At 64.2% G+C, this 18,482-nt stretch carries 16 protein-coding genes, 1 tRNA gene and 1 pseudogene; 8 read left to right on the top strand and 10 right to left on the bottom strand.

What is annotated here, in order from left to right; translation table 11 throughout:
- Positions 1–40 precede the first annotated feature (40 nt).
- The 4 genes from ACLCGK_RS11690 to ACLCGK_RS11705 all read left to right on the top strand — a co-directional run bounded on the left by ACLCGK_RS11690 (position 41) and on the right by ACLCGK_RS11705 (position 5,107).
- Positions 41–430 carry a YybH family protein gene (locus tag ACLCGK_RS11690; protein WP_015268917.1) on the top strand — a complete coding sequence of 130 codons (390 nt, stop codon included), beginning with the start codon at positions 41–43 and terminating at the stop codon, positions 428–430.
- Between the two features lie 92 nt (positions 431–522).
- A complete protein-coding gene (locus ACLCGK_RS11695; RefSeq protein WP_264209764.1) occupies positions 523–2,022 on the top strand; it encodes a purine-cytosine permease family protein in 1,500 nt (499 codons plus the stop codon).
- A gap of 13 nt (positions 2,023–2,035) precedes the next feature.
- Complete coding sequence (locus tag ACLCGK_RS11700) at positions 2,036–3,466, top strand: aldehyde dehydrogenase family protein (protein ID WP_410952047.1); 1,431 nt, start codon at positions 2,036–2,038, stop codon at positions 3,464–3,466.
- A 423-nt stretch (positions 3,467–3,889) separates the two neighbouring features.
- Positions 3,890–5,107: a DUF3422 domain-containing protein gene (locus ACLCGK_RS11705; protein ID WP_013970837.1), complete on the top strand. Its 1,218-nt coding sequence runs from the start codon at positions 3,890–3,892 to the stop codon at positions 5,105–5,107.
- A 111-nt stretch (positions 5,108–5,218) separates the two neighbouring features.
- Here the strand turns inward: ACLCGK_RS11705 and ACLCGK_RS11710 are convergent, their stop codons facing one another.
- The 6 genes from ACLCGK_RS11710 to ACLCGK_RS11735 all read right to left on the bottom strand — a co-directional run bounded on the left by ACLCGK_RS11710 (position 5,219) and on the right by ACLCGK_RS11735 (position 12,506).
- Entirely contained in the window at positions 5,219–7,630 is a 2,412-nt protein-coding gene (locus ACLCGK_RS11710; RefSeq protein ID WP_410952048.1) for a DUF3772 domain-containing protein, read from the bottom strand.
- Positions 7,631–7,686: 56 nt separating this feature from the next.
- Entirely contained in the window at positions 7,687–8,739 is a 1,053-nt protein-coding gene (gene ada / locus ACLCGK_RS11715; RefSeq protein ID WP_015268912.1) for a bifunctional DNA-binding transcriptional regulator/O6-methylguanine-DNA methyltransferase Ada, read from the bottom strand.
- 147 nt (positions 8,740–8,886) lie between these two features.
- Positions 8,887–9,513 (bottom strand): DNA-3-methyladenine glycosylase family protein, encoded by a 627-nt coding sequence (locus ACLCGK_RS11720; protein WP_013970834.1) that lies wholly within the window; start codon positions 9,511–9,513, stop codon positions 8,887–8,889.
- Between the two features lie 74 nt (positions 9,514–9,587).
- On the bottom strand, positions 9,588–10,766 hold the full coding sequence (locus ACLCGK_RS11725) for an MFS transporter (RefSeq protein ID WP_023661336.1): 1,179 nt from the start codon (positions 10,764–10,766) through the stop codon (positions 9,588–9,590).
- A gap of 83 nt (positions 10,767–10,849) precedes the next feature.
- Complete coding sequence (locus ACLCGK_RS11730) at positions 10,850–10,987, bottom strand: hypothetical protein (RefSeq protein ID WP_166674214.1); 138 nt, start codon at positions 10,985–10,987, stop codon at positions 10,850–10,852.
- Positions 10,988–11,291: 304 nt separating this feature from the next.
- Complete coding sequence (locus tag ACLCGK_RS11735) at positions 11,292–12,506, bottom strand: MFS transporter (RefSeq protein WP_023661338.1); 1,215 nt, start codon at positions 12,504–12,506, stop codon at positions 11,292–11,294.
- A 182-nt stretch (positions 12,507–12,688) separates the two neighbouring features.
- On the opposite strand from ACLCGK_RS11735, the pseudogene ACLCGK_RS11740 reads away from it, so the two are divergent.
- Together ACLCGK_RS11740 and ACLCGK_RS11745 are read left to right on the top strand one after the other, a co-directional pair.
- Positions 12,689–13,261, top strand: a pseudogene (locus ACLCGK_RS11740) (FecR family protein); the annotation flags it as partial.
- Positions 13,262–13,361: 100 nt separating this feature from the next.
- A tRNA-Met gene (locus tag ACLCGK_RS11745) sits at positions 13,362–13,438 on the top strand.
- Positions 13,439–13,539: 101 nt separating this feature from the next.
- Here ACLCGK_RS11745 and ACLCGK_RS11750 read toward each other — a convergent pair.
- A complete protein-coding gene (locus ACLCGK_RS11750; RefSeq protein WP_410952049.1) occupies positions 13,540–14,154 on the bottom strand; it encodes a LysE family translocator in 615 nt (204 codons plus the stop codon).
- Between the two features lie 244 nt (positions 14,155–14,398).
- On the opposite strand from ACLCGK_RS11750, the gene ACLCGK_RS11755 reads away from it, so the two are divergent.
- Positions 14,399–15,316, top strand: coding sequence for a LysR substrate-binding domain-containing protein (locus tag ACLCGK_RS11755; RefSeq protein ID WP_410952050.1), 918 nt, complete (start codon positions 14,399–14,401; stop codon positions 15,314–15,316).
- Here the strand turns inward: ACLCGK_RS11755 and ACLCGK_RS11760 are convergent.
- Positions 15,256–15,837 carry a D-Ala-D-Ala carboxypeptidase family metallohydrolase gene (locus tag ACLCGK_RS11760; protein WP_410952051.1) on the bottom strand — a complete coding sequence of 194 codons (582 nt, stop codon included), beginning with the start codon at positions 15,835–15,837 and terminating at the stop codon, positions 15,256–15,258. The genes ACLCGK_RS11755 and ACLCGK_RS11760 overlap by 61 nt on opposite strands.
- Before the next feature lie 67 nt (positions 15,838–15,904).
- On the opposite strand from ACLCGK_RS11760, the gene ACLCGK_RS11765 reads away from it, so the two are divergent.
- Positions 15,905–17,062 carry a hypothetical protein gene (locus tag ACLCGK_RS11765; RefSeq protein ID WP_410952052.1) on the top strand — a complete coding sequence of 386 codons (1,158 nt, stop codon included), beginning with the start codon at positions 15,905–15,907 and terminating at the stop codon, positions 17,060–17,062.
- A 16-nt stretch (positions 17,063–17,078) separates the two neighbouring features.
- Here ACLCGK_RS11765 and rimI read toward each other — a convergent pair whose 3' ends face one another.
- Both rimI and ACLCGK_RS11775 read right to left on the bottom strand, forming a co-directional pair.
- Entirely contained in the window at positions 17,079–17,534 is a 456-nt protein-coding gene (gene rimI, locus ACLCGK_RS11770) for a ribosomal protein S18-alanine N-acetyltransferase (RefSeq protein WP_003256329.1), read from the bottom strand.
- On the bottom strand, positions 17,531–18,316 hold the full coding sequence (locus tag ACLCGK_RS11775; protein ID WP_085665090.1) for an energy transducer TonB: 786 nt from the start codon (positions 18,314–18,316) through the stop codon (positions 17,531–17,533). The genes rimI and ACLCGK_RS11775 overlap by 4 nt, the downstream gene beginning before the upstream one ends.
- Positions 18,317–18,482: the final 166 nt, after the last annotated feature.

Here is an 18,482-nt window from a genome sequence, read left to right on the forward strand (position 1 = left end):
ATCGCTTCACCACAATCACAAGAACCGTGAGGCCACTCCCGTGGACCAGACACTCCAGGTACGGCAAGCCGCCGCCGACCTCGTTGCGGCGTTCGCCAGCAACGACACCGCTCGCTATTTCGCCTGCTTCAGCGAAGACGCCACCTTCCTTTTCCACACCCTGCCGCAACCGCTGCTTTCGCGCCATGCCTACGAGCAACTCTGGGCCCAGTGGCAGGCCGACGGGTTTGCCGTGCTCGCCTGCGAATCGGGCAATGCCCAGGTGAGCCTGCAAGGTGACGTGGCGATCTTCATGCACGATGTGGCCACGCACATCCGCATCGCCGGCGAAGAACACCAGTTGAGCGAGCGCGAGACCATCGTCTTCCGCCGCCACGGCGAACGGTGGCTGGCCTGCCACGAGCACCTGTCGGTCGTATCGCCGGCCTGATCCCCTTTACGCGGCCCTGCCGCCCTGCCATCGCACCCACAAGAAGGCCCGCGCACTGCGCCGGCCCACAACAACCGCGCTGGAGCATCACCATGAGCCACTCGACCGGTATCGAGACCAATGGCGTCGAACAGATCCCCGACGATCAACGCGACGCCTCCCCGCTGGACCTGTTCCGCCTGATCTTCGGCGGCGCCAATACCTTCGCCACGGCCGTGCTGGGCAGCTTCCCGGTGCTGTTCGGGCTGTCGTTCCAGGCCGGTGTGTGGGCGATCCTGCTCGGCGTCGGCGTGGGCGCGCTGATCCTCGCGCCCATGGGCCTGTTTGGCGCGCTCAACGGCACCAACAACGCGGTGTCGTCGGGTGCGCACTTTGGCGTGCACGGGCGCATCGTCGGTTCGTTCCTGTCGCTGCTCACCGCGGTGGCGTTCTTTTCGCTGTCGGTGTGGAGCTCGGGCGACGCCCTGGTCGGCGGCGCCAAGCGCCTGGCCGGCCTGCCGGAAACCGACCTGACCCTGGGCCTGGCCTACGGCCTGTTCGCGGTACTGGTGCTGGTGGTGTGTATCTTTGGCTTCCGCTTCATGCTGTGGGTCAACAAGATCGCCGTGTGGGCCTCGAGCCTGCTGTTCCTGCTGGGCATCGTTGCCTTTGCCGGGCCGTTCGACGCCGGTTATGCGGGTAGCGTAAACCTCGGCCAGGCGGGCTTCTGGGCGGCATTCGTCGGTGCGGCGATCCTGGCCATGAGCAACCCGGTGTCGTTCGGTGCGTTCCTCGGCGACTGGTCGCGCTACATCCCGCGTGAAACGCCCAAGGCGCGCATCATGCTGGCGGTGATCGCGGCCCAGGGCGCGACACTGATCCCGTTCCTGTTCGGCCTGTGCACCGCCACCCTGGTGGCCACCCAGGCGCCGGACTACATCGCCGCCAACAACTACGTCGGTGGCCTGCTGGCGGTGGCGCCAAGCTGGTTCTTCCTGCCGGTGTGCCTGATTGCGGTGATCGGTGGCATGTCCACCGGCACCACCGCGCTGTACGGCACCGGCCTGGACATGTCCAGTGTGTTCCCACGCCTGCTCAGCCGTGCCGGCGCCACACTGCTGATCGGCGTGCTGGCGATCGGCTTCATCTTCGTCGGCCGCTTCACCTTCAACCTGGTGCAGAGCGTGTCGACCTTCGCCGTGCTGATCATCACCTGCACCAGCCCGTGGATGGTGATCATGATCCTCGGCCTGATCACCCGCCGCGGCTTCTACCATGCCGACGACCTGCAGGTGTTCACCCGCGGCCAACGTGGCGGCCACTACTGGTTCCTGCATGGCTGGAACTGGCGCGGCATGGGGGCGTGGATCCCCAGCGCGGCGGTGGGCCTGTGCTTCGTCAACCTGCCAGGGCAGTTCGTCGGCCCACTGGGCGACCTGGCCGGCGGCATCGACCTGAGCCTGCCGGTCACCCTGGGGCTGGCCGGTGTGCTGTATCTGCTGCTGCTCAACCTGTTCCCCGAACCTGCCGGCGTGTATGGCCCCCAGGGCCCGCGTTGGGTGCGTTGCAAAAGCACCGCGCACTCGCCGGTAACCACCGCCGAAACGGCCTGACTGGAAACCGACCATGACCACTTCCCACTACATCGCCGGCCGCTGGGTCGAAGGCCAGGGCAGCGACTGCATCAGCGTCAATGACCCGGCCCTTGGGCAACCCTTTGCCGAACTGATGGCCGCCAGCGTCGCCCAGGTAGACCAGGCAGTGACTGCTGCCCGAGGCGCCCTGCCCGCCTGGAAAAACACCAGCGCCAGCGAACGCGCCGCCTACCTGCGCGGCTTTGCCGAACAACTCGGGCAGCGCCGTGAAGCGTTGATCACCTTGCAGATGCGCAACAACGGCAAGCCACGTCATGAGGCGGAAATCGACCTGGACGACGCCATCGCCACCTTCGGCTACTACGCCGAACTGGCCGAGCAACTGCCATCGAAGAACCGCGATGTGCCGTTGGCTGCGCCGGGTTTCAGCGCTCGCACCCGCCTGGAACCGGTGGGCGTGGTCGGCCTGATCGTGCCGTGGAATTTCCCGCTTGTGACCAGCGCCTGGAAGCTCGCCCCGGCCCTGGCCGCTGGTTGCACCGTGGTGCTAAAGCCATCGGAAGTCACCCCGCTGATCGAACAGGCCTATGGCCAGATCGCCGATGCCCTGGAGCTGCCGGCCGGGGTGTTGAACATCGTCAACGGCAAGGCCGAAACCGGCGCTGCACTGAGCAACCACAATGGCCTGGACAAGCTGTCGTTCACCGGCAGCAATAGTGTCGGCAGCCAGGTAATGCGCAGCGCTTCGGCGCAGTGCCGGCCGGTGACGCTGGAGCTGGGCGGCAAGTCGGCGATCGTGGTGTTCGATGATTGCGACGTGGGCCAGGCAGTGGAATGGATCGTCGCCGGCATCACCTGGAACGCCGGGCAGATGTGCTCGGCCACTTCGCGGCTGCTGGTGCAGGACGGCATTGCCGATGCGCTGCTGCCGCGCTTGCAGGTGGCACTGGAAAACCTGCGGGTCGGTAATCCATTGACCGAAGAGGTCGACATGGGGCCGCTGACCAGCCAGGCGCAGTGGCTGAAGGTGGCCGGCTACTTTGCCACGGCGCGGGAAGAAGGCCTGCAGTGTCTGGCCGGTGGCAAGGCGCTGGACCGGGATGGCTGGTTCGTCAGCCCGACGCTGTATGCCGATGTGCCGAAAGACAGCCGCCTGTGGACCGAGGAAATCTTTGGCCCGGTGCTGTGCGCGCGTCGCTTTGCGACCGAGGAACAGGCAATTGCCGAGGCCAACGATAGCCGCTTCGGGCTGGTGGCTACGGTGTGCTCCGCCGACCTGGAACGCGCCGAGCGGGTGGCCGATGCGCTGGAGGTTGGCCATGTGTGGATCAACTCGGTGCAGGCGGTGTTCGTCGAGACCTCGTGGGGTGGCACCAAGGGTAGCGGGATCGGGCGTGAGCTGGGGCCTTGGGGGTTGTCGGCCTACCAGTCGGTCAAGCATGTGACGCGCTGTCTGGGTTGAGATTTCCGGGGCCGTTTTGCGGCCCTTTCGCCGGCAAGCCATGTGCCATCGCTGTGGGAGCTGGCTTGCCGGCGATCGAGGGCGAAGCCCTCGCCTTGGCCCCCTCAGATGTAAGACTTTTCCCAACCTGAAACCAAATGCTTCAGCTGGAAGTAGCTTGGGAATTATCCTACCCGCGCCGCAGCCGTTTCTCTGTTGTTGAACAGGAGCATCAGGGCTAATTTCCCTGGGTCGTCACAATGATACCGGGACTTCTTTGCGGCGCAGGCCTGAAGGGCTGCGCGCTACCTGTAGGAGCGGGCTTGCCCGCGAAGAGGCCGGCACAGGCGACACAAAACTCTGCGCCCGCGTGACTTTGCCCGCCGACCGCAAAGTCCCACTTCCTGGTACCCCCCACAATCACAACACCAGGCCGGACCACCCATGCACCCTCAACGCACCGCCTTGCACAACGAACTGCACGCCCGCCCGTCGCTGTATTTCGACGGCCCGGCGCATGTCTTCCACCTGGCCTTGCTCGGCGGCGATGCTGCCTGTGCGGCACTGCTGCAACGATGCTGCCCGGATGCCCTGGACACCGCAGCCGCCCAAGGCATCACCCGCCTGGATGGTCATCCGTTCAAGTGGGAACGGCACACCGAGTTCTTCACCCTGACCCTGGTGGTGCCCTGCACTGCCGCCGACACCGAGTGGCAAACGCTGCCGCCGGTGCTGGCCGAGGCTATCGCCCCGCAAGCGGCGCAGGTGATCAACGCGGTGCAGGTGCTGGTCCGTGACGAACACGAACTGGACCTGCCCCACTACGGTTTCAAAGACCCGTGCGGCTCCTGCGTCGGCGGTGGCGATGCGGTGGTGTGGAGCGATTTTCGCCTGACCGAGGACGGCACCAACCGCTTCCTGTTCATCAACCGTCGCCTCAATGCCTACCGACAGGGCCGCATGATCCGCCGTCTGCTGGAGATCGAGACCTACCGCATGATGGCCTCGCTGACCCTGACCACGGCCAAGGACCTGAGCCAGGAACTGGATGCCTTCGACAAGACCCTGGTCAACCTCTCGGAGCGAAGTGCCGGTGTCGATGACCATGATTCCAAAGGCTTGCTGGAAGCCATTGCCCACCTGTCACGCCAGGTGGTCAGCCGTACGGTGAAAACCCGCCACCGCTTCGGCGCCACGCAAGCCTATGCGCAACTGGTGTTCGAACGCCTGGGCGAGCTGCGGGAAAGCCATGTGGGCGACTGCCAGCGCCTGGGGGTTTTCATCGAACGCCGGTTCAAGCCGACCGTGCGCTACTGCGCGGCCACCGAGCAGCGCCTGGAGCAGCTGGCAAAGAATGTGGCCAACCTGGGCGACCTGTTGCAGGCGCGGGTACAGGTGGAAATGGAAGAGCAGAACGCCGAGATCCTGCGCAGCCTCAATGCCCGGGCTGATGCTCAGGTGAAGATTCAACGGGCGGTGGAGGGGCTGTCGATCATTGCCATCACCTACTACCTGCTGAACTTGTTCAAGCTGCTGTATGGCGGGCTGAATGTGCTGGGGTTGGGGCTGACGGCGCGGGATGGGCTTTTGGCCATGGCGCCGCCTGTGCTGTTGGTGTTGCTGGTGATTTTGCTGAGGATCAGGCAGGCCAAGCAGCATTGAGGCAGGGGGCTGCCTTGCAGCCCAATCGCCGGCAAGCCAGCTCCCACAAGGACCGCGTCGACTTCAAGCCATACGCAGTACCTGTGGGAGCTGGCTTGCCGGCGATTGGCTTCACACCGACTCGTCAGCCGAGCGAGCGCCCTCCTGCACCAACACCATGCTCTGCGGCGACGACAGGGCAATACCTTCATCACGCAGGCGCCCAAGGATGGTGAACAACAGGTCGCTGCGCGTACCGGACACCTGCCGCGGCCCCGCCACGTAACCACTCACACCTATCACCATGCCGCTGCTGGTCAGGTCCTTGAAGGTGACCGAGGTAGCCGGCGCATCCAGAATCGCCTCGTGCTCCTGGTAAGCCGCCAGCAGCAGTTCACGCACGCGGTTGGCATCGGTCTCCAGCGGCATGGTCAGGGTAATGCCGACCACGCCCAGGGCGTTGCCCATGGTCACGTTACGCACGTTCTGCGAGATGAACTGCGAGTTGGGCACGATAACCGTCGAGCGGTCGGACATCTGGATCTCGGTGGCGCGCACGTTGATACGGCGAATGTCGCCCTCGACACCCGCCAGGCTGACCCAGTCGCCCACCTTGACCGGGCGCTCGGTCAGCAGGATCAGGCCGGAAATGAAGTTCTGCACGATCTGCTGCAAGCCGAAACCGATACCCACCGACAGGGCACTGACCACCCAGGTCAGGCTGGTGAGGTTGATGCGCAGGGTCGACATCACCAGCATGGCCAGGAAGATGAAGCCCAGGTAACCCACCAGAGTCACCAGCGAGGCACGCATGCCGGCGTCCATGTCGGTTTCCGGTAGCAGGCGATCGCTCAGCCAGCGCTTGACCACGCGGATGGCGAACAGGCCGCCGAGGAACATCACCACTGCCAACAGAATGTCCTGGGGGACAATGTTCATGTTGCCCAGCAGCTTGCCGCCGGTCTCGTCCCAATCACCCAGGCTCAACAGCAGTTCGCTGGGGCTGGTGCCCGACGGCATCAGTGCCAGCAACAACGCCAGGAACAGCACCACGGTGCGCCCGATACCGGCCAGGATGGTGCTGGCCTGGGCCTGGTGACGTGGCGCCAGGCCCAGGGTCGAGGCCAGCGCCAGGCCGCCAGGCTGGCGGGGCGACAGCAGGGTTTCGCAGAGGTCGCCAAAGAACGTGGTCAGCAGGTAGGCACAGGTAATCACCAGGCTGACCCACAGCAGCTTGGCGGTGAGGAAGTAGGCGAGTGTCAGGTAACCGGCGAGCAAGGCCAGCAGGATCAACGTAAGCCAGATCACCATCACGAACGGGATCAGCCCGGCCAGGCCTGTGGGGCGCTCCAGGTCATGCTTGCGCAGGGTGCGGCGGTAACGCAGCAGCGCACCGGCGAAGGTGAACGCCACTACCAGCGCGGTCAGGCCGTTGACCGCCACGGTCAGCGCCAGGCTGGCACCGATCACGCTGTTGATGCGTTCCATGGTCATCATGACCATCAGCGCCAACGCCAGCACCTTGGGGAACCAGCCCAGGGCGCTGGCCACTTCATCGTGAATAGGCGGCAGGCGCCAGGACGGACGCTGCAGCATCAGCATGGCGCGGCCCAGGCCGGTGATGAAGGCGCTGAACACCACCAGCGCGAGCACATGATTGGCCAGGCTGGCGATATCGGCGCCCAACTCGGCGCTGCTCTCCAGCCCCCAACGCAGCAGCGAGACCGAGCCGGCGATGGTACCCAAGGTTGCCAGGCTGACACCCAGCGCCAGCGCACTGCGGCGCAGGCGGCCTTCGGGCAGCCAGCTGACCATGGCGCCGGCGAGAAGGCGCTCGAGCACGCGGCGCACCAAGGTCCAGACCAGGATTGCCGCCACCAGGCTGGTAATGAACAACCAGCGATTTTCAGCGCTGAAGGCACTGCCGATGGCATCAGCCGTCTCACCACGCAGGTCACGCAGGCGTGCAACATCGTCCTGGGTGGGGCGAATGATGCTCTGCCAGAACGCCGGGCTCAGCGGTGAGGCCGCGCGGCTGGTGATCTGCGAGTTGAACTGGCTGCGGCGCAGGTTGACGATTTGCGTGGACAAGTCGCGCGCCGACTGGGTCAGCTTGGAGGCCTGATCCCGCTGCGCCACCAAGGCCTTCTTCTCGGCCTCCAGCGCTTTACGCTGCTGGGTCAGGGTAGCCGCCTCGTCCGGCTGGACCGGGCCGATGACCTTGAGCTTGTCGTCGACTTTTTCAACATCAGTGGTGCGCAGGGCAGTCAACGCGTCGGCCTGACGCTGCACCTGCATTGCGCCCAGGCGCAACTGCGAAAGCAGATCGTCATTGGCGTCGCTGGTAACGCCCTGGCGTATCTGGTCCAGCCGCTCGCTCAACTGCTCGATGCTGGCGTTTTCATCCAGCACGTCCGCTTCGGCAACCGCCAGATTGGACAATGGCGTGGCCGGGGCCGACCAGGCCGGGCTGGCAATGGCAAGCATCAGGGCCATGAAAACCATCAGGCCTGGACAATAACGGGCAAGGCTGACACGCCTCATCGAATATTCCTCTTTACAATTCGATTTGGCGGTGGATTCTACGCGGCTTCACGCGATCAGGAGAGTGCCGTTTCTCGTTTGAGCAACTGCTGTTTGCGCTCGATGCCCCAGCGGTAGCCACTGATGTCACCGTCGCGGCGGACCACCCGATGACAGGGGATGGCCACGGCGATGTGGTTGGCCGCGCAGGCCATGGCCACCGCACGCACCGCCTTGGGCGCGCCGATGCGCTCGGCGATGTCGGTGTAGCTGACCCGGCTGCCGGCCGGCACCTCGCGCAGGGCTTGCCACACCCGCTCCTGGAACGCAGTGCCTTGCACATCCAGTGGCAGGGCCAGGCCCAGCGCGGGTGCTTCGACGAATCCCACCACCTCGGCGACCAACCGTTCGTAAGCACTGTCGCCGCCGACCAGGTGGGCCTTGGGGAACTGGTCCTGCAGATCGTGCAGCAGGGCCTCGGGATCGTCGCCCAGCAGGATCGCGCAAATGCCCTTCTCGCTCTGGGCCACCAGGATGGCACCCAAGGAGCATTGGCCAAGAGCGAAGTGGATGGTTGCCCCGGCGCCGCCGGCGCGGTATTGCCGCGGACGCATGCCCAGGCGCTGGTCGGCGCTTTCGTAGAAGCGGCTGTTGGAGTTGTAGCCGGCGTCATAGATGGCATCGGTGACAGAGCGCTGGCCATCTTCCAGGTGGGCGCGCAGGCGCCGGGCACGGAAAGCGGTGGCATAGGCCTTGGGGGTCAGACCGGTTTCGGCCTTGAACAGGCGATGCAGGTGAAAAGGGCTGACGGCCAGTTGGGCGCTGAGTTGGTCGAGGCTGGGTGCCGGGTCGATGGCTTCGATCAGGCGGCAGGCGCGGGTGACCAGCTGGCTGTGGCGGGTGGCGCTGGTGGTGGCGGTGCAACGTTTGCAGGCGCGGTAGCCGGCGGTTTCGGCGGCAGCTGGGGTGTCGTAGAACTCGACGTTGGTTCGCTTGGCAAGACGCGATTTGCAGCCGGGGTGGCAGTAGATGCCGGTGGTGCGCACGGCGTAGACGAAGTGACCGGTGGCGGCGGTTTCGCGGGATTCTACGGCTTGCCAGCGTTGGTCGGGGGTGGTGTAGGGGTTCATTGGTAAATGTCCAGATAGGTTGTTGCCTGTGCCGGCCTCTTCGCGGGCATGCCCGCTCCCACAAGTACTTCACCGCCCTTCCAAACTGTGGAAACCCTTTTGGGACGGGCTTTTCCGCGAAAGGGCCGGCACAGGCAGTGCAAAACCTCAGGCCCGCCACAGGTACCAGGCCGCCACGGTGCGGTATGGGCGCCAGCCGCCACCCAGCGAACGCATTTGCGCCGGCGTCGGCGCCTTGTCCAGCCCCTTCAGCCGCCGATACCCCTCGCGCACGCCAAAATCGTCGACCGGCAGTACGTCCGAACGCGCCAGGCTGTAGATCAGCAACATCTCCACCGTCCACCGCCCTACCCCGCGCAATGCCACCAGCCGTTCGATCAACGCCTCGTCAGCCATGGCCAGCGCCTCTTCCCGGCTCGGCACCAGGCCATCCAGCCGGCCTTGGGCAATACCCTGGATCGTCGCCATCTTGCTCGCGGAAAAACCACAGGCGCGCATGGTTTCCGGTGTAACCGCCAACAACTGCTCCGGCCCTGGGAACGCAGCCTCCGGGAACAACGCCAGCAAGCGCCCAAGAATTGCCTCGGCAGCACGGGCATGCAGTTGCTGGTAGGCAATCGCTCGCACCAGCACTTCGTAAGGTTCACGCCCCGGCGTGGCCTGGTGCAGGCAAGGCCCGGTCGCCTCGATATGCCGCGACCAGTCCGGGTCGAGCGCCGCAAGGTATTCAGTGGCCTCACGGTAGGCTTCAGGCGATAGGTCGGACAGGATCATGGCACCTCCAACGGGTCGATTGCAGGCCCAGCTTAACGCAGCCGCTCATCGGACAAACGCCGATTCTTGCGCGGCTAATTCCTGGCAGGGTATTGCTCGGCACCATCGCCCCGCAACCGCACCGTGCGCCGGTACGACTGCCGGGCAAAGCACACGAACAACCCGGCCATCAACGCCAGCGCGATAGGCAGACCATGCGGCGCCACATCCATTGCCGCACCGCTGACCAGCGGCCCGACCAGGCTACCCACACCCCACAGCAAGCCCACGCTGGCATTGGCGGTAACCAGGTCCTGCCCCTTGAAGCGCTGCCCGATCAGTACCAGCGCCAGGGTATAGATGCCGCCTGCCACGGCGCCCAGCAGCACCAGCAGCGGCCATAGCAACCAGGTCAGGTTCAGCAGCCAGGGCAGGCCGATACCGATCGCCATCGCCAGCAGCCCGCATACCAGGTGCAGCCCGGTGCGCTCCACCCGGTCGGCCAACCAGCCAAGCGGCAACTGGAACAACATGTCACCGGCAAACACGACGGTCACCATCAGCGCCGCCACGCCCACGGCAAAGCCATGGCTGGTGGCATACACCGGCAGCAGCGACAGCACCACGGCATCGAAGAACGAGAAGAACAGCACCGCCACGCATAACGCCGGCGCCACACGGAAGAAACCGGCCAGGCCGAAGCTCTTTTCACCTTCTTCATGTTCCACATGGTCGTTGGGTACGGTCAGCACGATGCACAGCAGCGCCAGGCCATAGCAGGCGGTGACCACACCGGTGATCCACGGGCTGTCGGCGCCCAGCACCGCCAGCATTGCCGGGCCGAGCACCTGGAAGCCGGTGAAGCTGGTGGCGTACAGGGCCATGATCTTGCCGCGGTTGTGCTCCGGGCACAGTTCGTTGACCCACGACTCGCCGAGGATGATGGCGATACCCATGCCCAGCCCCAGGCCCAGGCGCAACAGCGCCAGCTGCCACAGCGAGCCGAACGCCGACTCGAGCAAGGCAATGCTGAGCGTGCACAGGCTGAAGCACAGCAGGTAGATGGTGCGCCGGGTCAGGTGGCGACAGCAGGCATCAACCAGGAACGCCGAGAGCATCATGCCCGCAGCGGGGATGGCCGAGATGATGCCGATTTCCAGGGTGCTCGCACCGGCTTCATGCAGGCGCAACGACACCAGCGGCAGGCTGGCCCCCAAACTGAAACCCACGACCGAAACGGCGAACAACAGGCCCGCCAGCAAACGCATGTTCATGTACCACTCCTTGCAAACCGAAAAGACGTGCAGACACAGGCGCGCACGCCAGGGCGGCGAGCGACGCGAAAGCGCAGATCAGTTCAGGCGAGGTGTGGCGAGAAGGTGAAGGCAAAAAGCACGCTGCGGCGACGCTTGAGCACCGTGTCGCTCGGCCACGCACGACGCAGGGCCTGGAAGGCAGGCTGGCGGGCGTTTGGCAGGGACTGGGTACGGCACATTGCTTTGACTACTACGCAGGTGGTTGGGGAAAAGGCGGACTCTAGGCCAAGGGTGGTCAAGTCGTCAAATTTCGGAGAGCAACCGCCTTGCATGCTCTCCAGACCTGCGCGGGCCCTTGTAGGAGCAGCCTTGGGGGGGGGGGGGGGGGGGGGAAAAAAAAAAGAGATTGCTCGGGTAAAGTATCTTTTTACCAAAAAAACAATGGTGGTGGGGGGGAGAAGGAAGAAGAAAAAAAAACTTCTTTTGCCGCCGACCCCCCCCCCCCCCCCCCCCAAGGCTGCTCCTACAGGTTCTGTGCATCTTTCAGCGCTTGCCGGTACTTGGCAAGAACACCGCCAGCAACCCGAACAAAGGCAGGAACGAACACACCTCGTACACGTACTCGATGCCACGCAGGTCCGCCACATACCCCAGCAAGGCAGCACCGATGCCACCAAAGCCGAACATCAGCCCGAAGAAGATCCCGGCAATCATGCCCACGCTGCCCGGTACCAGCTCCTGCGCATACACCACGATCGCGGAAAACGCCGAAGCCAGGATAAAGCCGATCACCACGCTCAACACGGTGGTCCAGAACAGATCGGCATACGGCAGCACCAGGGTGAACGGCGCCACGCCAAGGATCGAAAACCAGATCACGGCCTTGCGCCCGATGCGGTCACCGATCGGCCCGCCAAAGAAGGTACCCGCCGCCACCGCACCAAGGAACAGGAACAGGTGCAGCTGCGAGCTGGCCACCGACACATCGAACTTCTCGATCAGGTAGAAGGTGAAATAGCTGGTAAAGCTGGCCATGTAGAAGTACTTGGAGAACACCAGCAGGCCCAGCACGATCAGCGCCGCCACCACCCGCCCGCGGGAAATGCCGTGGGTCGCCTGCACAGCCTTGCGCGCCTTGGCCTGGTTGAGGTGCTCCTTGTACCAGCCACGCAGCATCAGGGTGACGCCGAGAAAGAACAGCGCAGCCAGGCCGAACCAGGCCACGTGGCTCTGGCCGAACGGAATGACAATGGCTGCCGCCAGCAGCGGCCCCAAAGCCGACCCGGTGTTGCCACCGACCTGGAAGGTCGACTGGGCCAGGCCGAAGCGCCCGCCCGATGCCAGGCGCGCAATACGCGAGGTTTCCGGGTGGAAGGTCGACGAGCCGATACCCACCAGGGCCGAGGCCAGCAGAATCATCGGGAAGCTGCCGACGAAGGCCAGCATCACGATACCCACCAGGGTACACAGGGTGCCCAGTGGCAGCAGGTTCGGTGCCGGTCGGCGATCGGTAAAGAAGCCGACCCAAGGCTGCAGCAGCGAGGCGGTGATCTGGAACGTCAGGGTGATCATGCCGATCTGGGCGAAACTCAGGTCGTAGTTGGCCTTGAGCATCGGGTAGATCGCCGGCAGCACAGACTGGATCAGGTCATTGATCAGGTGCGCCAGGGCGCAGAAACCGATTATGCGCATCACCAGCGGCGTGGCTTGGCTCGCCGCTGCACTGGTGGGCGCCGTGGAGGCGCTACTGATAGCCATGTGCCTGAATCTCCGTCCGTAGTTTGGGATCCGATTATCGGAAAACAAATAGATACATAGCTACCTTTTATTTCCTTTGTCCGCGACACACTTGAAAATGGTTCTCAATATAATTAGCATCCTTGGCCAAAATACCCGTCATCGTTGGGCGAAACGGCCCTAATCGCGAGCACACCAACCCCATGAGCCCAATGCCCGTTCGCGTCCGTCCACGGCAGATCAACGCGCACCGCAGCCATCTGGGCAAATGGCTGGCGCTATTGTTCCTCCTGGGGCTAGCCGCTACCGCCTACCTGTACTGGCCGCTGATACAGCGCCTGGGCAGCGAATTGCATACCGATGCAGGTGAGCGCCGTAGCATCCGCCTGGCCGATGGCACCACCCTGCACCTGGGCAGCGCCAGTGCGATGAACGCCGACCTGCGTGGCCGCACGCGCCAACTGCACCTGGTGCAGGGCCGGGTATACCTGGAAGTGATGCTCGACGGCAGGGCCATGGAGATAGCAGTGGGCGACGCGCGCATCCAGGTGTTCGGTACCCGCCTGCAGGTCGCCCGCCATGCAGGCCATGACGAACTGGTGGTGCTCAGTGGCAAGGCCATGGTTATCCAAGGCAGCGAACAGCGCATGGTATCGATGGGTGAGCGGGTAACCTTCGATGGCGCGCATATCGGCCCGGTACAGAAAGCCGACCTCAAAGCCGCCGATGGCTGGCGCAGCGGGCAGTTGAAAGCCGGCGACATGCCGTTGGGCAAGGCAGAACCCGGGCCGGGCCGCTAAGTTTTTGAAAGCGTGCAAATTTTTTTTGAAATGAGTGTTGACAGGGGGGCCGTTCAAGAGAATAATGCGCGCCATCGGCTACATAGCTCAGTTGGTTAGAGCATAGCATTCATAATGCTGGGGTCCGGGGTTCAAGTCCCTGTGTAGCCACCAAACAAGACGAAGGGCTTACCGCAAGGTAAGCCCTTTTTCTTTGCCTGCGGAAAATTACCACAGGCCTGCACCCTTCCCGCACAGGGCATGCAATTGCCACCTCAACGCATTCCAGTCACCGCCACGGCCAGGCCCAACCCGATCAGCGCCAGGCCGATTACCCGGTCCACCAGCCTTTGCCGCTCGATCATCGCCTTGCGCAATGCCGTACTGGAAAAAAATACCGCCACCAGGCTGAACCACACCCAGTGAGCAATGGACATGAAAGCGCCATAGGCAAAATCCAGCGCCAACGAGCTGCCCGGTTGCACTACCTGGGTGAAGGCACTGATCACGAACAGCATGGTCTTGGGGTTGAGGGCGTTGGTCAGAAAGCCCGTGCGCAGGGCCTGCGTTACGCTGGTGGCTGATGCGGCAACACCGTCAAGGCTGATACGCCGGGTGTTGGTCAGCGACTGGAAACCCAGGTAGACCAGGTAACCCGCACCCAGCACTTTCATGCCCAGGAACAGGGTCGGGCTCTGGCTGATGATCACCGCGATGCCCAGCACCGTGTACAGGACGTGCACCTGCACCCCCAGGGCAATCCCTACGGCAACAGCCAGCCCGGCCTTACGGCCCTGTGCATAACTGCTGCGGGTGACCATGGCGAAGTCGGCACCGGGGCTGATGACGGCGAGCAGGGTGAACAGGGCGACGGCAATGAGTTCGGTCATGCTGGTGGCTCTCGATAGACGATGGAAATGCACAGACCATGTAATTATCGAGAGCTTATAGCCCAGGAAAAATCGATTTATAGTGAGGCAAATCTGATAGTTTTCTTCACAGAGGTCTAGTGTCGGTGCCGGCCTCTTCGCGGGCTCGCCCGCTCCCACAGGTAACCCACAACTCTCAGTCGGTGTGAAACCCTGTGGGAGCGGGCAAGCCCGCGAAGAGGCCGGTACTGGCAACACAAATGCCATGAAACTGCCGCCACTCAACGCCTTCCGCTACTTCGACATAGCCGCCCAGACCGAGAGCTTCGTGCGCACCGCCGAGCACCTGCATGTCACCCATGGCGCAGTCAGCCGCCAGGTGCGTCTGCTTGAAGAAAGCCTTGGTGTGGAGTTGTTCGAGCGCCGCAACCGGGCCATTTTCCTCACCTCTGCCGGCCGTGCCTTGCAGGGCACTACCCAGGCGATCTTCGAGCAGCTCGAAGGTGCCGTGCAGCGTTTGCAACAACAGGCCCGCGACAACGTACTGGTGCTGTCGTGCGAGCCGACCATCGCCATGCGCTGGCTGATCCCGCGCCTGCCCCGCTTCCACGCCGCCCATCCCGACCTGCAGTTGCACCTGGTGGCCGCTGGCGGGCCATTGGACTTCGCACGTAGTGGTGTCGACCTGGCAATTCGCCGCGATGACTTCCACTGGGACAAACAGCTGTACAACCAGAAGATCTGCGACGAATGGATCGGCCCGGTCTGCCACCCCACCGCCCCCCTCCAACTCGAAGGCCAGCGCTTGCTGCACAGCGCCACCCGCCCCGGCGCCTGGCCCAACTGGCTGCGCCTGAGCGGCCAACAGGTCCGGCACACCGAGCGCAGCGACTACCAGCACTTTTACCTGTCGATTCAGGCCGCCAGCGCCGGCCTGGGCCTGGCCATGGCCTCAGCCCTCATGGTGCGCGACGAACTCGACAATGGGCAGTTGCAGGCACCGTTCGGCTTCGTGCGTGACGGCTCGGCCTACCACCTGCTCAGCCCCCTGCCGCTGGAAGACGACGGCAAGCGCCAGCGCTTCGCCACGTGGGTGATGGGCGAATGCCGGAGCTGCCTGGCTCATCTGGGCTTGATACAGAACGACGAACCCGCACGGCCGTCACCACCCCAGGTACGGTAACCCGCGGTATCCACATGAATACGCCCGGAGGGGTAGCGCCCCAGGCCCATGTTCCAGGCCTGGCCGTATTGCTGCCAGAACCGGCACAGCGGGTTGGGGTCCGCCCAGTCGGGCAGCAGGATATCGACAGCGAACGCCCGGGCATGGGCGCTGTTGGCCGCCCCGCCGGCGCAGGCATTCAGGCGCGGGGCTCGATAGGCTGAAACCACCTCGAACTGACGCAGGATGCCCTGGTCATGAAGCGTCTTTATCAGCGAGAGCGTCGAGCGCACTGCCGGCCAGTTGCTGGCGGGCGGCACGGCGAAGGGGGACGCGTGGCAAAGCTTCCAATCCGAAGCCGAACGCAGCAGCTGATGGATCGGCACCACGCCATAAAGACGGGCATCCACAAGCATCTCGCGAAATGGCCGTGTCTGATGGTCCCCGGCCCATTGCGCGAACAACCAGATATCACGCTCATCGGCCTGCGCTCCTGCACCCAACATGCCCAGCATCAGCGGCAGCCATCCAGCCCTTTTCATCCCTGCTCCCCTTGCCACAGTATGTGCCACGCTGCCGAATACGGTTGCGCCCAACAAGGAGTTAAGCATGCACAAGATGGCATTACCGAGCCTTGCCGCCCTGGCCTTCAGCGGCCTTGCAGCCGCCGATGCGCGAATCGACCTGGGCGACGCCCAGCGCGTCACCCGCCTTTTCGCCTTCCCCAACAACTGCCACGTGATCTGTTATCGCGACTGGACCCTGGAGCAAACCGTAGAACACTATCTGACGCAGAGCGTACGCCGCGACGGCCATGCCGCGGCCCAGGTGCATGTAAGCCGCGACAACGATCGCCTGCACGCAACCATCAGTGGCGTACCCGCCAACTATGCAAAACCCCTGCGCAAGCTGCTCGACAGCGGTGAACTGGCCTATCAGGCGGCCACCCGGCTGAACGAGGACGGCAAATGGTCCTACGACTGGTATTTGTTCCTGCCGCTGGGCATGGCCCTGCAGAACCGCCGCAGCATCGAACTGCTGCACTTCCCGCCGGACTACTCGCTGACCCAGGCCCAGGACTACCTGCGCTCCAACACCACCGACCGCTGGGCCGAGCTGTTGACATTCAACGGCATCGACGCCAGCCAGACCCCGGCCTACCAGACCATCATCGATATCGCTCCCATCGCCGCACCCGCCAGCGCGGGTGAAACGCTGAAGGAAACCTACAGCTACTTCAAGGACTACCAGGTGCGCATGGTCAGCGAGATGACCCTGCAAAACCCCGCCAGGCCTCTGCCGATGGTGGCATTCGGCGCGCCGGTACGCAGCTGGATCCAGCAGCAGTACGGGCCGCAGGTGAATGTGCTGGGCCTGGTCAGCATCAGCCCGCAGGCAGGTGCCAAGGTACCGGTACTGGGTGCCAACCACCCTAGTGCCATCTGGTATGCGGCAGACAAGGACAGCCACGGCGGCAACCAGGATGCAGCTGATGCTGCCGGCTTGAAAATGATGGGGCAGGACCTGACGGCAGCCTGCTGGCAGGCAGGGATGGGGCGCAATCAACGGGCCGATGCCAAGCTGACGCTGGATGCCTGCTCGACCAAGTGGCAGGTTACACAGAAGAAACAGACCTGCGAGCTGTTCTTCCGCACCATTCGCAAGTACACGCCGGAGCAGGCGGCGGCAAAATGCAATACCGGCAGCGTGACCAGAAGCCTGCGCGACCTGGCCAAGCCGATGGAGGCTCAGCCACAGGACCTGTGATTGAAGCCCGCCCTGCTCAATCTTCGAGCAGGGTGCAGGCCATCACCAAGGCGTCTTCACGGCCGCCGGCAACCGGGTAATAGTCGCGGCGGCGGCCGATTTCGTTGAAACCATAGCGTTCGTACAAACGATAGGCCGACTGGTTGCTGGCACGCACTTCCAGGAAGCACTCGCGGCCATTGAGCTGGTAGGCCCGGGCCATTAGGTGCTCGAGCAGGCGCAGGCCCAGGCCGCGGCCCTGGTTTTCCGGCTTGACGGTGATGTTGAGCAGGTGGGCCTCGTCGATGATCACGTTGATCACGCCATGGCCCACCTGCTGCTGGCCGTCGAACATCAGCCAGACTTCATACGATTTGAGCGCATCCTGAAAGATCCCTCGAGTCCAGGGATGACTGAACGCGGCATATTCGATCTTAAGTACGGCATCCAGATCCGCCTCGGTCATCCGGCGGAAGCTGATCGAGTCACTCATTCAACGCTCTTCCAGCGCGCCATCAGCTGGCGCATGGCTTTCCAGACGTCCGCCTTGCGCTGCGGCTCGTCCATCAACAGTTCAAGGCCCGGTAAGGCCCAGGCTTCGCCCAGGCCCTCGAGCTTCAGGGTTTGGTAATAGGCTTCGCCGTCGACATTGGCGGCAAAGCGCAGCGCCGGCAGGCCGACCAGCCACAGGCAGGTGCACGGGGCGTCCTCCAGGCGCGCCTGGACAAAGCCCTGGACAAAATCGCGCGCCGCCTCCGGGCCCTGGTCCATGTTGCCGCGCACCAGCAGCGGCCAGCGCACCGGCTCGCCGATGATCTGCGGTGCGTCGGGCAGGCCGGCGGCGCGCAGCATGTCCTTGAGCAGCAGGTACGACGGGTCGCGGCTCTGGAACGGCTGGCCGGTGGCCAACTCCACCAGCAGCAGGCAGCTGCCGGCTCGCAGCAACTGCAGCGAGAAGCGCGGGGGTGGCACCGGGGCCGGGCGCGGTGGCGCGGCCTGCTCCTCGGCCTCGGCGGGCTTGGCGGCCGGCTTGGGCACACTGCCCGGGCGCGGAATCTCGATTTTCGGTCGCTCGCCGGAGCGGGCCTGGGAGGTGACTGGCGCCTCGTTGGCAGCCGGTGCCGGCCTGACGTCGAAATCGAGGTCCTCGACCGGCGCCACCGGCAGCAGCAGCTCGGGGCGCGACGGTGCGGCGAACGGCAGTTCGGCGCGCGGCAGCCAGTGCACCACTTGCATGGCGGAAAGGTAGGCGCGGCGACGGGGTTCGGTGAGCAAGGGGCGGGGTTCCGAGGGGTGAAGACAAAGGGCCATTCTAACGCCGTTGGCATTCGAGTGCCGCAACTGGTCGGCGGATTTTTATTGCCTGTACCGGCCCTTTTTTGGGGGGGGGGGTGGGCCCCCAAGAGGGATGCGCTAGGCAGAGGGGGGGGGGGGGTCAGAA

The sequence above is a fragment of the Pseudomonas sp. S1(2024) genome (genome assembly GCF_046557535.1).

Coding starts and splice junctions, on each gene's coding strand:
- ACLCGK_RS11695 (WP_264209764.1), top strand. CDS start 523: ATGAGCCACTCGACCGGTATCGAGACCAATGGCGTCGAACAGATCCCC.
- ACLCGK_RS11700 (WP_410952047.1), top strand. CDS start 2,036: ATGACCACTTCCCACTACATCGCCGGCCGCTGGGTCGAAGGCCAGGGC.
- ACLCGK_RS11705 (WP_013970837.1), top strand. CDS start 3,890: ATGCACCCTCAACGCACCGCCTTGCACAACGAACTGCACGCCCGCCCG.
- ACLCGK_RS11710 (WP_410952048.1), bottom strand. CDS start 7,630: ATGAGGCGTGTCAGCCTTGCCCGTTATTGTCCAGGCCTGATGGTTTTC.
- ada (WP_015268912.1), bottom strand. CDS start 8,739: ATGAACCCCTACACCACCCCCGACCAACGCTGGCAAGCCGTAGAATCC.
- ACLCGK_RS11720 (WP_013970834.1), bottom strand. CDS start 9,513: ATGATCCTGTCCGACCTATCGCCTGAAGCCTACCGTGAGGCCACTGAA.
- ACLCGK_RS11725 (WP_023661336.1), bottom strand. CDS start 10,766: ATGAACATGCGTTTGCTGGCGGGCCTGTTGTTCGCCGTTTCGGTCGTG.
- ACLCGK_RS11730 (WP_166674214.1), bottom strand. CDS start 10,987: ATGTGCCGTACCCAGTCCCTGCCAAACGCCCGCCAGCCTGCCTTCCAG.
- ACLCGK_RS11735 (WP_023661338.1), bottom strand. CDS start 12,506: ATGGCTATCAGTAGCGCCTCCACGGCGCCCACCAGTGCAGCGGCGAGC.
- ACLCGK_RS11750 (WP_410952049.1), bottom strand. CDS start 14,154: ATGACCGAACTCATTGCCGTCGCCCTGTTCACCCTGCTCGCCGTCATC.
- ACLCGK_RS11755 (WP_410952050.1), top strand. CDS start 14,399: ATGAAACTGCCGCCACTCAACGCCTTCCGCTACTTCGACATAGCCGCC.
- ACLCGK_RS11760 (WP_410952051.1), bottom strand. CDS start 15,837: ATGAAAAGGGCTGGATGGCTGCCGCTGATGCTGGGCATGTTGGGTGCA.
- ACLCGK_RS11765 (WP_410952052.1), top strand. CDS start 15,905: ATGCACAAGATGGCATTACCGAGCCTTGCCGCCCTGGCCTTCAGCGGC.
- rimI (WP_003256329.1), bottom strand. CDS start 17,534: ATGAGTGACTCGATCAGCTTCCGCCGGATGACCGAGGCGGATCTGGAT.